14 protein-coding genes are annotated in these 15,241 nt (G+C 42.3%); 13 read left to right on the top strand and 1 reads right to left on the bottom strand.

All coding sequences use genetic code 11. From position 1 onward, the window contains the following. Positions 1–15: 15 nt before the first annotated feature. The 12 genes from tkt to J2T13_RS21205 all read left to right on the top strand — a co-directional run bounded on the left by tkt (position 16) and on the right by J2T13_RS21205 (position 13,249). Positions 16–2,058 carry a transketolase gene (tkt, locus tag J2T13_RS21260; protein ID WP_429374365.1) on the top strand — a complete coding sequence of 681 codons (2,043 nt, stop codon included), beginning with the start codon at positions 16–18 and terminating at the stop codon, positions 2,056–2,058. A 46-nt stretch (positions 2,059–2,104) separates the two neighbouring features. After that, the gene (locus J2T13_RS21255; protein WP_429374364.1) at positions 2,105–2,416 is read left to right on the top strand and encodes a pyrimidine/purine nucleoside phosphorylase; all 312 of its coding nucleotides are present in this window, start codon (positions 2,105–2,107) and stop codon (positions 2,414–2,416) included. A 532-nt stretch (positions 2,417–2,948) separates the two neighbouring features. Then, positions 2,949–4,304, top strand: coding sequence for a glucose-6-phosphate isomerase (locus tag J2T13_RS21250; protein ID WP_429374363.1), 1,356 nt, complete (start codon positions 2,949–2,951; stop codon positions 4,302–4,304). Positions 4,305–4,414: 110 nt separating this feature from the next. Beyond that, positions 4,415–5,047: a YigZ family protein gene (locus J2T13_RS21245; protein ID WP_429374362.1), complete on the top strand. Its 633-nt coding sequence runs from the start codon at positions 4,415–4,417 to the stop codon at positions 5,045–5,047. A gap of 5 nt (positions 5,048–5,052) precedes the next feature. Then, the gene (locus J2T13_RS21240) at positions 5,053–5,637 is read left to right on the top strand and encodes a TetR/AcrR family transcriptional regulator (RefSeq protein ID WP_429374361.1); all 585 of its coding nucleotides are present in this window, start codon (positions 5,053–5,055) and stop codon (positions 5,635–5,637) included. Between the two features lie 347 nt (positions 5,638–5,984). Beyond that, positions 5,985–6,800 (top strand): sulfate ABC transporter permease subunit CysT, encoded by an 816-nt coding sequence (cysT, locus tag J2T13_RS21235; protein ID WP_429374360.1) that lies wholly within the window; start codon positions 5,985–5,987, stop codon positions 6,798–6,800. Beyond that, positions 6,797–7,594 (top strand): sulfate ABC transporter permease subunit, encoded by a 798-nt coding sequence (locus J2T13_RS21230; RefSeq protein WP_429374359.1) that lies wholly within the window; start codon positions 6,797–6,799, stop codon positions 7,592–7,594. Before cysT ends, J2T13_RS21230 begins: the two co-directional genes overlap by 4 nt. A 1-nt stretch (position 7,595) precedes the next feature. Next, a complete protein-coding gene (locus tag J2T13_RS21225; RefSeq protein WP_429374358.1) occupies positions 7,596–8,660 on the top strand; it encodes a sulfate/molybdate ABC transporter ATP-binding protein in 1,065 nt (354 codons plus the stop codon). 55 nt (positions 8,661–8,715) lie between these two features. After that, complete coding sequence (locus J2T13_RS21220) at positions 8,716–9,780, top strand: sulfate ABC transporter substrate-binding protein (RefSeq protein WP_429374357.1); 1,065 nt, start codon at positions 8,716–8,718, stop codon at positions 9,778–9,780. Positions 9,781–9,936: 156 nt separating this feature from the next. Next, positions 9,937–10,707: an MBL fold metallo-hydrolase gene (locus tag J2T13_RS21215; protein WP_429374356.1), complete on the top strand. Its 771-nt coding sequence runs from the start codon at positions 9,937–9,939 to the stop codon at positions 10,705–10,707. Between the two features lie 14 nt (positions 10,708–10,721). Continuing rightward, positions 10,722–11,627 (top strand): AraC family transcriptional regulator, encoded by a 906-nt coding sequence (locus tag J2T13_RS21210; RefSeq protein ID WP_429374355.1) that lies wholly within the window; start codon positions 10,722–10,724, stop codon positions 11,625–11,627. Positions 11,628–11,746: 119 nt separating this feature from the next. Continuing rightward, positions 11,747–13,249, top strand: a complete 1,503-nt coding sequence (locus J2T13_RS21205) for an alpha-glucosidase/alpha-galactosidase (RefSeq protein ID WP_429374354.1) — start codon at positions 11,747–11,749, stop codon at positions 13,247–13,249. Between the two features lie 115 nt (positions 13,250–13,364). On the opposite strand, the gene J2T13_RS21200 is transcribed toward J2T13_RS21205, so the two are convergent. Next, positions 13,365–13,946: an NAD(P)H-dependent oxidoreductase gene (locus tag J2T13_RS21200; RefSeq protein WP_429374353.1), complete on the bottom strand. Its 582-nt coding sequence runs from the start codon at positions 13,944–13,946 to the stop codon at positions 13,365–13,367. Positions 13,947–14,062: 116 nt separating this feature from the next. On the opposite strand from J2T13_RS21200, the gene J2T13_RS21195 reads away from it, so the two are divergent. Beyond that, positions 14,063–15,085, top strand: a complete 1,023-nt coding sequence (locus tag J2T13_RS21195; RefSeq protein ID WP_429374352.1) for an AraC family transcriptional regulator — start codon at positions 14,063–14,065, stop codon at positions 15,083–15,085. Positions 15,086–15,241 lie beyond the last annotated feature (156 nt).

Below are 15,241 nucleotides of genomic sequence, written 5' to 3'. Positions count from 1 at the left end.
AAGAGGAGGATAACAATGACTGATAAGACCGAAGCTATTAACAAAGATGTGAATACGACGATCGATAATTTAGCGATCACAACGATCCGTACCTTGGCAATTGATGCCATCGAGAAAGCAAATTCCGGACATCCGGGTATGCCAATGGGATCCGCTCCAATGGGTTATCAATTATTTGCTAAGACGATGAACCATAATCCTGATCATCCAACATGGATCAACCGTGACCGTTTTGTACTATCTGCTGGACACGGCTCAATGTTGCTATACAGCTTGTTACACTTAAGTGGATATGATCTTCCAATGGAAGAATTGAAACAGTTCCGTCAATGGGGTAGCTTGACTCCAGGTCATCCAGAATACGGTCACACAGCGGGTGTAGATGCAACAACCGGTCCACTTGGACAAGGTATTGGTATGGCTGTAGGTATGGCTATGGCTGAAGCTCAACTTGGCGCTACTTACAACAAAGATAACTATAATGTAGTGGATCACTTTACTTATGCTATCTGTGGTGATGGAGATTTGATGGAGGGTATTTCTAGCGAATCCGCTTCTCTAGCTGCACATCTTAAACTAGGTAAACTAATCACGCTTTATGATTCCAATGATATTTCTTTGGATGGTAAGTTGAACTTGTCATTCTCTGAGAATGTTCAAAAACGTTTTGAAGCTTACGGCTGGCAAGTATTGCGTGTAGAAGACGGTAACGATCTTCCAGCGATTGAAAAGGCTATTGCTGAAGCACAAGCCGATACAGACCGCCCTACATTGATCGAAGTGAAGACTGTCATTGGTTACGGTAGTCCGAACAAACAAGGTAAAGGTGGACATGGCGGTACTCATGGTTCTCCATTAGGTGCTGACGAGGCTAAATTGACGAAGGACTTCTACAAATGGGTATATGAAGAAGATTTCTATGTACCTCAAGAAGTACGTGAGCATTTCGCTAAAGTGAAAGAACATGGCATTGCTGTTAATAAAGAGTGGGATGCACAATATGCGAAGTATAAGCAAGCATATCCTGAACTTGCAACTCAATTTGAACAGGCTATTGCAGGAGAATTGCCAGAAGGTTGGGATACAGATCTTCCTAAATACGGAGTGGAAGATAAAGCGGTCTCTACTCGCGTAGCTTCTGGTAATGCTTTGAATGGTCTAGTTGGACGTGTACCACAGCTTCTAGGTGGATCTGCCGACTTGGAAAGCTCAACGATGACTCATTTGAACGGTCTTTCTTCATTCACTTCTGAAAGCTATGAAGGACGCAATGTATACTATGGTGTGCGTGAGTTCGGTATGGCAGCAGCGATGAACGGGATTCAACTACATCAAGGTCTCAAAATTTTCGGAGGAACATTCTTCGTATTTACAGACTATTTACGTCCAGCAGTTCGTCTAGCGGCTATTATGGGTCTTCCAGTTACTTATGTGTTGACGCACGATAGTATTGCTGTTGGTGAAGATGGTCCGACGCATGAACCGATTGAACAATTGGCTTCATTACGTATCATTCCAGGTCTTACAGTGATTCGCCCTGCGGATGCGAACGAGACTTCAGCAGCATGGGCATATACAGTTGAGAATAAATCCAATCCAGTAGCACTAGTATTAACTCGTCAGAATCTACCGATTCTTGCTGCTTCTGTTGAAGGTGCACGTGAAGGAATCAAGCATGGCGCTTATGTAGTGGCAGATGCTAAGAATGGCAAGCCTGTTGCTCAAATTATTGCTACGGGTTCTGAAGTACAATTGGCAGTTAAAGCTCAAGAAGCTTTGGCTAACGAAGGTATCGAAGTACGTGTCATTAGTATGCCAAGTTGGGACTTGTTCGAGAAACAAGATAAAGCTTATAAGAATTCCGTGATCCTACCAGAAGTTAAAGCCCGTCTTGCAATTGAAATGGCTTATCCTCTAGGTTGGGAGAAATATGTGGGTGATCAAGGTGATATTCTAGGCATCTCCACTTTCGGGGCTTCCGCACCTGGTGATCGTGTCATTAAAGAATACGGCTTTACAGTTGAAAATGTAGTTAGCCGCGTTAAGGCATTGCTATAATTATCAATATCCTTGAGCTAATTTTATTAAAGGAGCAGTGAGAGCGATGTCCCAATTCAACAATGCTACGATTGTTAAAGCAGCGAACGTTTATTATGACGGTAAAGTTACAAGTCGTACGGTTATCCAGCAGGATGGAAGTAAAGTTACGCTCGGAATTATGTTGCCAGGTACTTATGAATTTGGCACAGATGGAGCGGAAATTATGGAAATCCTATCGGGTGATCTAGATGTATTGCTTCCTGGTGCGACAGAGTGGCTAAAGATTGAGGGGCAGGCAACTTTTCATGTACCTGCACATTCTAAGTTCTCTCTGGAAATCCGGAGTGTAACAGATTACTGCTGCTCTTACACATAATGAAATGAAGAAACAATAGACTTCATTTCAATATGTGTACACAGTAATGAAATGAAGAAGCGACAAACTACATTTCAATATGTGTACACAGTAATGAAATGAAGAAACAATAAACTACATTTCAATATGTGTACACAGTAATGAAATGAAGAAACAATAAACTACATTTCAATATGTGTACACAGTAATGAAATGTAGTACGTCTGATTGTTGATATAACAAAAGAGGGTAGGCTGGAGTTGAATCCAAGCAGACCCTTTTTTGAACAATTAAATAGTTAGCGCTAACAGAGAATGAATTAAAGGGCATGGTGGTGATGTGAACGCTCCAAGGTTCATACTTGCACAACTTCGCTGCTATAAACCTCATTTATTTTAATGCGAGGTTCTGGTACAATCCATGGTGGACCCAAATAACGGATCCTTAATGTTAGGTTACGAGCTTGCCAGTAATAGGAATTTAAAGTATCCTATTTCTAATGTGGTTTTTACGGAAATAGGCATAAAGATCAAATAGGAGGCTTTCGATAAACATGTCCAAGAATATTAACTTTGATTACAGCAAAGCACTTTCCTTTTTTAGTCAACACGAAATCGACTATTTGGCAGAGCCAATTAAGTTGGCACATGAACAATTACACAAAGGTACAGGAACTGGATCTGACTACTTAGGTTGGATTGATCTGCCTACACAATATGATAAAGAAGAATTTGCTCGCATTCAGAAAGCAGCTACTAAGATTCAGAGCGACTCTGAGGTGCTTATCGTTATCGGAATCGGGGGTTCTTACCTAGGTGCCCGTGCTGCTATTGAAGCATTGTCTCATTCTTTCTATAACATGCTACCTAAAGACAAGCGCAAGACACCTGAAATTTATTTCGCAGGTAACAATATCAGCTCTACATACCTTACTCATCTATTGGACTTGGTTGAAGGTAAGGATTATTCCGTTAATGTTATCTCCAAATCAGGTACAACTACTGAGCCGGCAGTGGCATTCCGTATTCTTCGCGCCGATCTAGAAAAGAAGTATGGTAAAGAAGAAGCTCGCAAGCGGATCTATGCTACAACGGATAAAGAACAGGGTGCCTTGAAGAAGTTGTCTAATGAAGAAGGATACGAATCCTTTATCATTCCTGATGATGTGGGTGGACGTTATTCCGTGCTAACTCCAGTAGGACTTCTACCTATTGCAACAGCAGGCATTAACATTGAGGAAATGATGCAAGGCGCAGCAGATGCTTCGAAAGAATTCAGTAACCCTAATGTTGCTGAGAACTTAAGTTATCAATATGCTGCAGTACGTAATGCATTGTACCGTAAAGGCAAAGCTATCGAAATTCTTGTGAATTATGAGCCTTCTCTGCACTATGTATCAGAATGGTGGAAACAACTATTCGGTGAAAGTGAAGGTAAGGATTATAAGGGAATCTACCCTGCATCGGTTGACTTCTCGACTGACTTGCACTCAATGGGACAATTCATCCAAGAAGGTAGTCGGAACATTTTTGAAACGATTATCCAAGTAGAGAACGTAGCAGAGCAAATCACAATCGAGAGCGATCCGAATGATCTAGATGGCTTGAACTTCTTAGCTGGAAAGACAATGGATTTCGTTAATAAAAAGGCGTTCCAAGGAACCATGCTTGCACATACGGATGGACAAGTGCCTAACCTGATTGTAACGGTTCCGAATATGACACCTTACTCTTTTGGTTACCTAGTGTATTTCTTTGAAAAAGCATGTGCAATTAGCGGTTATTTGCTAGGCGTTAATCCATTCGACCAACCAGGTGTAGAAGCATACAAGAAGAATATGTTCGCGTTGCTAGGTAAGCCCGGTTATGAGAAAGAGAAAGCCGAGCTTGAGGCTAGACTTTCCGAGTAAATCCCAGGGTCCGATTGTTATCTAACTAGAATCAACTTCAAGAAGCAGTTCACCGGTTGCACCATAGCGGGGGGACTGCTTTCTTAACAATATAGAGGATGGATTATCAAATGATTGAAAGCTATAACACTGTTCGTCAAGCCGGAGCCAAGGAAATAGTCATTAAGAAGTCGAGATTCATCGGCCATGTGATGCCAGTGGAGAATGAAATGGAAGCTATAGCCTTCATTGAAGATATTAAGAAGAAACACTGGAATGCTACACACAATTGTTCAGCCTACATGATTGGTGAGAGAGATGAGATTCAGAAACAATCAGATGATGGGGAACCAAGCGGAACCGCAGGTAAACCAATTCTTGAAGTGATTCGTAATCAAGGACTCAAGAATGTGGCTATAGTTGTAACTAGGTATTTTGGTGGTATTATGTTAGGTGCAGGTGGTTTAATTAGGGCTTATACCGATGGAGCCGTAGCTGCTAGTGAAGCAGGAGAGCGGATCAAACGTGTATTACATCAACAAGTATTGGTAGAAGTAGATTATACTTGGTTAGGTAAGGTAGAGAATGAACTGCGTAATCATGAAATCCGCGTTGGAGAAACATTTTTCACAGATAAGGTCACGATAGTATGTCTACCACGAAACTCCGAAGCAGAGGCATTTAAAGCATGGATTGTTGACATGACGCAGGGTCAGTCCCTGATCTCAGAAGGAGAACAGCTTTATTATATTGAAGGGGAATAACGTCTATGGCAAGAAGAGCAGTGGAACAGGAGTTATCGAGGGAACGAATTTTGGAAGCGGCCAGGCATTTGTTTATTACCAAGGGCTATCACGCAATTTCGATGCGCAGCATTGGTCAACATCTCGGTTATAGTCACGGTTCCTTGTATTATCACTTCAAGGAAAAAGCAGAATTGTTCTATGCTATTGTTATAGAGGATTTCAAACGTCTAGCACTCCTATTGATTCAGGCTATGGGTAACCCATCTACGGAAGGTCTCTCTAAGGTAGAGCATCTTATGCTAGAGTTTATTTCTTTTGGAATGGATCATCCCTACCAATATGAGATTATGTTTATGATTAGAGATGAAGAGGTAAGGGCCTATTGTCGCTCGGAACAAGGGCGGTGTTTCGAATTATTCTCGTCGATTGTTCATCAACACTTGACTGAGGAAGGATGCAATCTAGAAGGTCAACAGGATTTGCCACATACGTTATTTTTATCGATGCATGGGTTTATTTCATATTATATCCAGGATCGACTAACCTTCGAAGAAATTAAACCTGCGGCTCTGTCTCATGTAAAGCTAATGTGTCGTAACTTGGTATAGTCCTCTTTTTTTTATAAAAACACTTTATAACGTTGAATCGTTACATCTGTAACGTGTGAAAGAAATAGTTCGCGAGAAAAAGGCGAGGCTGAGAAGGTACAATCCTTCACGACCGATCGCCTTGTTTGTATACCCCTCCCTTTTATCATTTGAAAATTCATGAAATCCAGGTGTGATTTATGTTATTGTTCCAAATAAAAACAGTTTAAAACGAAATCAGGTATTGACGACCTCCGTAAATATTTGGTAAAGTACTCGTATGTAAAACCAAGTAGTCTAATGGGAATTATTGATTAGACTTTACGGATGGGCCGACCACTCACATTATGGAGGCAGGGGGAACTAGTATGAACACAATATTACGCCATAAAGGATGGACTTGGGGATTTCGAAGTACAATATTACTCTATTTTATATTATTAGTTATGCTCCCACTACTTGGTGTTTATTACAATTCATTTTCACTTGGTTGGCACACGTTTGTAGAGAGCATTATCGACCCAATCGCCTGGAAAGCTGTTCTTTTGACGTTGAAGCTGGCTATAATCTCTACGCTTATTAATGTAGCTATAGGGACCATGGTTGGTTGGGTGCTGATTCGATATGAATTTTGGGGAAAATCATTTCTAAATAGTTTAGTAGATCTACCCTTTGCCTTACCTACGGCTGTCGGAGGACTTATGATTCTACTATTACTAGGACCGAATAGTATGATCGGCGCTGTAGCGGAATCTATGGGATTTGAAATTGTATTTCATCAACCCGCTATTGTGATTGCGATGGTATTCGTAACTTTTCCATTCGTCATTCGTGCCGTTCAGCCTCTGTTAGAAGAGATGGATCGCTCGGAGGAGGAAGCTGCTTATACGATGGGGGCTTCCAATACACGTGTGTTTCGTTCAATTCTGTTGCCAGCGATGGCGCCCGGTATGATTAGTGGAGGGATGCTTGCTTTCTCGAGAGCCTTGGCTGAATTTGGAGCGGTTGTGCTGGTTGCGGGTAATATTCCAGGAAAAACCCTGATTGCCTCTGTATTTATTTATGGGGAGGTTGAAAGTGATAACACGGTAGGAGCAGCTGCAGTTTCAATTATTCTGCTTACCTTATCTTTTGCAATCCTGTGGTGTATCAATATGGTGCAGATGAGGGGGAGACGAAGATGAGGAAATGGTGGATAGTACTTACATACCTAGTATTCGCGTTACTCTTAATTGCTCCACTTATCAAAATTATCACTGGAGCATTTAACGATGGTTTTAGTGGCTTAAGGGATGCTTTACTCAGACCGGAAGCCTTACATGCATTAATGATGACAGGACTCATTGTCGTTGTAGTAACTTTAATTAATACTTTGTTCGGTATTATGATGGCTATATATTTGGTTAGAGGTACTTGGCTTAGTGAGAGATTGAAGGGTTTACTAAATAGTATTGTAGATTTGCCTTTTGCGGTTTCTCCTATTATTGGTGGATTAATGATTGTGTTAATGTTGGGGCCTAGCAGTGTAATGGGTGCTTTTTTTGAGGATATCGGCTTCAAAATTGTTTACGCGTTTCCAGGTATGGTGATTGCGACCTTGTTCGTGACTTTTCCACTAATGGTACGAGAGGTTATGCCCGTGTTACAAGAGATTGGCTCTCAACAAGAAGAGGCTGCATCTACGCTTGGAGCTTATCCATGGACGACATTCTGGAAGGTGACTTGGCCCTCGATTCAATGGGCAGTTGTCTATGGTGTGGTATTAACCGTAGCTCGCTCGGTTGGAGAGTTCGGTGCGGTACTTGTTGTCTCAGGCAACATTATGAACAAGACTCAGACGGCAACAACGCTTGTGTATCAAGATGTTGAGAATTTCAATGTGACGGCTGCGAACAGTGTGGCGCTAGTGCTTATTGCATTCTCTGTTGGACTGCTTTTATTAATGGAATGGGCGAAAAAAAGAAAGGGCGTGTCCTGATATGCATATTGAAGTCCGTAATCTTAACAAACATTTTGGAGATTTCCATGCTGTAAAGGATGTTAGTTTTGAGATAGAGAAAGGCCACCTCATTGGTCTATTGGGACCGAGCGGTGGGGGTAAAACATCGATATTGCGCATGTTAGCAGGACTGGAGGATTTAGATTCTGGAGAGATACGTTTTCATGGTAAATTAGTGAACGCTCTTCCACCCCAAGAGCGAGGAATTGGGTTCGTATTTCAGAACTATGCGTTATTCAAGCATATGTCCGTCTTTGACAACATTGCCTTCGGATTGAACGTAAAGAAAATGCCGAAGGCTCAAGTGAAGGAAAGAGTGATGGAGCTTGTTGAATTAACGGGTCTGAAAGGGTTCGAGAAGCGTTATCCACACCAATTATCAGGTGGACAACGTCAGAGGGTTGCCTTTGCACGAGCGTTAGCCCCAGAACCACAGCTATTGCTACTGGATGAACCCTTTGCAGCTATTGATGCTAAGATTAGGCAGGAGTTACGCACGTGGCTTAGAGACCTTATTGAGCGTGTAGGCATTACATCCATTTTTGTAACGCATGACCAAGATGAAGCGATTGAAGTGGCCGATGAGATTATGGTCATCAATCAAGGACGCGTAGAACAGAAAGGGACACCATGGGATATCTATAAGGAACCGAAGACTCCGTTTGTAGCATCCTTTATAGGAGAATCAACTGTTATTGAGAATGCAGCCGAGTTGAAGGGGTTTGAAGAAGTAGCCAAATTTGTAGGTACGCGTGCGCTTATACGACCGGAGTATATTGAGATCGGACATAAGCATGAATTTATATTAGCTTCGGCTACGGAACAAGGGATTGTGAAACATCTTCATTTTCGCGGCAGTGAATGGCTTGTTGAAGTAGAAGTTGGTGCCCATAAGCTGATTACCTATCGTTCGCTTGAGAAAGAAACGTTGAAGATTGGCGAGGAAGTTAGTGTATTGGTGCATCGTGCATATTTATTCAATGATGATCGAAGCTGGATTATGGAGAACAGGCTGAAGGTTGACCCGATGCCAATGATGATTTAAGCTATCTGATATCTCTGATATCTCTGCTATCTTGTACAAGGGAAGTGATGTACACATGACGATTATAAGGGAATTATCACTACGATATATAAAGTTGATTAGCTTAATATTGGTTTTAACGCTTCTTTTGGTTGGATGCAACAATAAGGATCTGACCCTTTCGGCTACAGCCTCAGCTCAGGAGGGAGATGTGACTCTCGTTATCGGAGCTTATAGTGTGGCTAAGGATGCTTTGACAGAGATAATACCGAAATTCCAGCAAGAGTGGAAAGCGAAGACAGGCCAAGATGTGAGGTTTCAGGAATCCTATGAAGCCTCAGGAACTCAAGCTCGATCCATTGTGGGTGGATTCGAAGCGGACGTTACCCTCCTAGCGATGGAGGGAGATATAGATAAGCTTATCAAGGCAAATTTGTTGACTTCTGATTGGAAGAGCAAACCTGAGAATGGCATGATCACTCGTTCGATTGTCGTGCTTGGAACACGGGAGGGAAATCCGTTAGGAATCCAGGATTTCACAGATTTGACGAAACCGAATGTGAAGGTTCTCTATCCTAATCCGAAGACCTCGGGTGGAGCGCAGTGGGACATTAATGCTATTTATGGTGCGGGCTTGAAGATGTCAGAGGAACAAGGGGATAAGGATCCAGCTGCTGCCAAGGCATTCCTGGAACAAGTACACAATAACATCGAATCACTCGACAAAAGCGGGAGATCTTCGATGGCTGCATTCGAGTATGGCGTAGGTGATGTCATTGTTACTTATGAGAATGAATTGCTTGCACGTATCCAGAAAGGCGTGAAGTATGAGGTAGTCATTCCACGCAATACGATATTGATTGAGAATCCGGCTGCAGTCGTAGATAAGTATGCTGATAAGCATGGCACGCGTGAAGTCGCAGAGGCATTTGTAGATTATTTGTGGACGGAAGAAGCGCAACGTATATTTACGAAGCATGGATTCAGACCGGTGAATGAGAAGGTCTATAGCGAGAACGAGAGCAACTACCCTATTCCTGAGGGGCTGTTTGATATTGAATATCTCGGAGGTTGGAATGAGGTACGGGATACGCTTTATTCCAAGCGTGGGATATGGTATCAGGTGTTGGCAGGAATTTAATGAAGTACAAGCAGAAGAGGGTTCGCCTTATACAAGGTGAGCCCTCTGTTGTATTTGAGGTTTATGGATTATAATAATTTCATTGGTTTATCATAGAAATGTCCAAGACATAAGGTTAAGTCAGTATAAGTGTGTGTGCAAAAGGAGCAAATCAGCATGAATTCATTAGTGTTTCTCGGCACAGGCGATGCCATGGGGGTTCCTCGTGTGTACTGTGACTGTGACGTATGTACAGAGGCGAGAGAGTATGGCGTTAATCGTAGGTTGCGCTCATCGGTACTTGTTAACGGGAGTGACGATTCATTCCTTATTGATTGTGGGCCAGATTGGCGTAGACAGATGGAAGCGTTGGGTCATCGTATGACCGCGAAGATTCTAATCACACATGCGCATTTTGATCATATTGCAGGGTTGCCTGAATGGGCTGACGCCTGTAGATGGACAGGCCAGAAAGGGCAGTTATATGGGCCACAGGAAGTGCTATCAATGATTCTCACCCAATTTCCATGGCTGAATAGGCAATTGGATTTCATTCCCGTCGATGGAGGAATCCAGCTCAGTGGCTGGTTCGTTACAGGATGGAAAGTGAATCATGGTAAGAATGGATATTCATATGCCTATCGTCTTAAGAAAGGGGAGTATGCATGGGCTTATTGCTCAGACAGCATTAACCTGAACGAGGGGGAGAAGCAACCCTTATATGGACTAGATTTGCTAGTGTTAGGGACTAGCTTCTATCATGAAAAGGCTGAGTTCGCAACGAGATCAGTCTACGATATGCAGGAAGCGGCCCTTCTACTGAACGACATTAAGCCGAGCAAGGCAATATATACGCACATGTCCCATGATGTGGATCTACATGAGAATTACCATCTTCCAGCGCAAGTGACACTCGCGCAGACGGGCTTAGTTGTACCGCTTAGCTAAGGAGGAGTTGTCGTATGTACAGATTCGAACTTTTTCCGGAATTATTGTTGGAGAAAGATTGTCATCCCGAAGTGAGCGCCTATTACTTTAAGGAGTGGGAAGGGTTCGAGATGGTATCTTTCCATACGCATGATGCCTTGGAAATTATGTATGTCATGGATGGCATATGTAGGGTTGAACTTCGGACTACAGCAGAAGAGGAAATCACAGAGGTGACCCTGAAAAAGGGTGAATTTATCCTTATAGGCGCTCATATGCCTCACAGATTAGTGGTGCCAGGAACATGCCGGATGCTTAATATTGAATTCCGCTTTATAGATACGGGAAGAAGGTTACCTTCCATGAAACAACTAGCGGAGCAAGAGGAGTCCCTTGCTGCGTTATTTAGTAATTCTAGTCCGTTTATTGTACTTAGGGAACTCCATAATATCCATTTGGTATTTAAGAATCTTGTGTATGAGCTAGATACGAGTAAGACAGGTTTTGAGCCTATGCCCCAATTGCTACTTAGCCAACTTCTAATTATTATTGCTAGACTATATCAGGAGAATTTGATCGAATCTCGCAGTCCACAAGGGATGTATGTCCAACAGTGTATTGATTACCTCCACCAGAACTATGATCGTAACATTCTAATCAAGGATATTGCCGAATCCGTCAGCCTTCATCCAGGGTATCTACAACGGGTATTTAAACTTAAAATGGGGATATCCATTATGGAATATCTGAATGTTTTTCGAATAGAGAAGATCAAAATGCTGTTGCGTCAAACGGAAATTCCTATCGCAGATATAGCGGATTATGTGGGCATTGGTAGTCGGCAATATCTCCATATGATATTCAAGAAACATACGGGACTTACGCCAGTCGAATACCGTAACATATCTAAACCTGCGGGTGAATTTCGATTTGAAAAGTGAGGATTGTTGACACAATTGGCTAGAAGAAGTATTGATCTTGATAACGCTTCCTTCCTAGACTTGCTACAATGTAGATATCAGGTAAACCTGTTATTCAACCTTGAAGGGAGTCATTATTTATGTCTTTTAAAATAGCTTTTATTGGTGCAGGAAGCATCGGGTTCACTCGTGGTCTATTGCGAGATCTATTATCAGTACCTGAATTTAATAATGTGGAAGTTGCATTTACGGATATCAATGAGCACAATCTACAGATGGTAACAGACTTATGTCAAAGAGATATTCGTGAGAATGGTCTTAAGATCTCTATTCAATCCTCGACGGATCGCAGAGAAGCACTGAAAGATGCTAAATATGTGATCTGTACGATTCGTGTAGGGGGTCTTGAAGCCTTCGCAACGGATGTAGATATTCCGTTGAAGTATGGAGTCGATCAGTGTGTTGGAGATACGCTGAGTGCAGGTGGCATCATGTACGGGCAACGTGGAATCTCTGAAATGCTGAATATATGTAAGGATATTCGTGAAGTTGCCGCACAAGATGTATTGTTGCTGAATTATGCTAATCCGATGGCCATGTTAACTTGGGCGTGTAATAAATACGGTGGTGTGAATACAATTGGGCTATGTCATGGTGTGCAGGGCGGACATTCCCAGATTGCTGAAGTGTTCGGTCTTGATAAGAAAGAGGTTGATATCATTTGTGCAGGGATTAACCATCAGACTTGGTATGTACAAATTCGTCATCAGAACAAAGACTTAACCGGAGATCTACTTGAAGCCTTCGAGAATCATGCCGATTTCAGTAGAACCGAAAAAGTTAGGATCGATATGTTGCGCAGATTCGGATATTACAGTACGGAATCCAATGGTCATCTTAGTGAATATGTGCCATGGTACAGAAAACGTGCAGATGAGATTGAAGATTGGATTGATCTAGGAAACTGGATTAATGGAGAGACAGGCGGTTACTTACGTGTATGTACGGAAGGTCGTAGATGGTTCGAGACAGATTTCCCTAACTGGATGAAAGAGGAGCCACATGCGTACGAGCAGGAGAAACGCAGTGAAGAGCATGGTTCCTATATCATTGAAGGCTTAGAGACAGGTAGAGTATATAGAGGACACTTTAATATGATTAATAAAGGTGTAATATCTAATCTGCCGAACGATGCTATCATTGAAGCGCCAGGTTATGTGGATGGTAATGGTATATCCATGCCGTTGGTTGGGGAGCTTCCGTTAGGACCTGCTGCTGTATGTAATGTGAGTATATCTGTACAACGGCTAGCGGTGGAGGCAGCTGTTAGTGGTGATGATAAGCTGTTGCGTCAAGCCTTTATGATGGACCCACTCGTAGGTGCCGTATGTAACCCTAAAGAAATTTGGCAACTGGTTGATGAAATGCTAGTGGCCCAAGAGCAATGGCTACCACAGTATGGTTCAGCTATTGCAGAAGCTAAGGAGCGTCTATCTGCGGGCAACCTTATTCCGACACGAGAGGGCTATAAAGGTGCAGCTCGTCTGAAAGTGAAAACAGTAGAAGAGATGCAACTGGACCGTGATGCAGCGAACAAGAATGCTGGCGAAGCGGATAAAGGAAAAGATAGAGCTAAAGTGTAACATGCTTAAGTAATATTTGATGACCGTTGTATGAAAGTACAACAGGAATAGAGTTGAATAAGAGTGCCGTCGCTATGAATAGGACGGTACTCTTTCATTATTCATAAAGGTGAGATTAAGCGAATCTAGCGCCAAGTTTGTGAATCTTATCCAACCATGTCTTACGCTGCTCCTCAGAAAGAGACTTAACAGGAGTAATTTCGGTCACTCGAACGGGATTAACCCCGCAGAACTTCAAGGTCGCATGCTTCATGATCCGATGACCGGCTTGCCTATAGACGAGGAGATTGTACCAAGAGGGTGTATCCATCGTAACAATGAGATGAGCGGATTTACCTTTCAGTAATTTGTCCCACAGCAAGGAATTCTGACGATATTTAAAAGCAAAACCAGGCAGGAATATACGATCAATAAAACCTTTCAAGATGGCTGGCATCGTGCCCCACCAAGTAGGATAGACGAATACGAGATGATCAGCCCAACGAATCGCCTCTTGTGCAACAAGTAGATCTTCTTCGAGATCAGTTCTATGATGATATCCATACCGTAGGTTAGGGTCGAACTGAATAGTACTTAAATCAATGACACGAACCGTTGCTCCACTCTCCGTTGCACCTTGAATATAAGCTGTTGCTAGGGCCGAGCAATAACTTTCGCTGTGCGGATGTCCAACGATGATAGCAATGTTAGACTTCATTGTAATTCCTCCTTAGATGTTGTTCTGTTCGATATATCAATGATAAGCTGAAGGAAGCGGCATGAATATGATGATATGCGCCGAAATTGTATTCATTTGTGCGAAGGAGGTATTTAGTGTTAAGTAATTATGGTGTATCCGTTTCGCTACTTTATCCCTTAATCAAAACGCTAATGCGTAATGAATACGATATAGACCTTTTTTTAAAACAAGCATCTCTGGATGCTAATCTCTTGAAAGATGCAGATGCTCGCATTTCTCAGAAAGATTTCGAATATTTGAATGAGTTAGTCGCTACATTGATGAAGGATGACTTCTTTGGTTTACATCAAGGAATGAACTTGGATATTGCTGATTTGGGGATTCTGGGTTACGTTATGCTGCATTCGGGTACCCTTTCTCAAGCGTTGACAGCTTATCAAAAATATAACGTTATCGTATCTAACGACTACAACCTGAATTGGACAGTGGCGGGGGACGACGTTATTATTCAGTTGGTTTCTAAACATCCGCTAACAGAATCCCCACGACATTGCGCAGAAGATATGATGAGTTCGATCTATCATTTGATGACGAAGATGAGTTGTACCAACATTCCGATCCGCGAGATTCACTTCCGACATTCCGCCCCGGCGGAACTGAGCGAGTATAGTGCCATTCTAGGTAAAGAGCCGCTGTTTGAACAAGAATATAATCTTTTTCGCATAAGTAGAGAGGTCATGGATTATCCCATACTTTACGCGGATACACATCTATTGAGTGTATTTGAGAGGATTGCGGAGGAAGCCATAACTAAATTGACTCAGGGTCAACAGTTGTCCGATCAATTATATAAATGGATTATTGAATGCATGCCATCGTTCTCGCCGACGTTACAAGACACAGCTAAGAAATTTAACATGAGTCCGAGGACATTACAAAGCAAGTTGAAGCAGGAGCATATGTCGTATAACCGCTTAGTAAATATGGTTCGTAAAGAGCTTGCCGTTAGTTATTTAGCCAAACCAGAATATAGAGTGGGGGAGATTTCTTATCTTCTTCATTATTCGGAGCCGAGCGCATTCCAAAGCGCTTTTAAAAAGTGGACGGGATTAACCCCGGGGGAATATCGAACAAATGCATTGAGTAGTGAGAGGTAATAAGTAATAAACAAGGCAGTGTTACTTTAACTTTTTTTATAAAAAAAAGAGGCCCCCAAGCCACAATGTCATTAAGTTAAGGCGCAGGCCAAAAATCAAGAACAAGAGCAGGTTATCGAAAAGATAGCCTGCTCTTGTTTTTGCACGAAAAAGAAA

The sequence above is a fragment of the Paenibacillus sp. DS2015 genome (assembly GCF_050433705.1).
Taxonomy (GTDB): Bacteria; Bacillota; Bacilli; order Paenibacillales; family Paenibacillaceae; genus Paenibacillus_AQ.
This window is presented reverse-complemented; position numbering and strand designations above follow the sequence as displayed.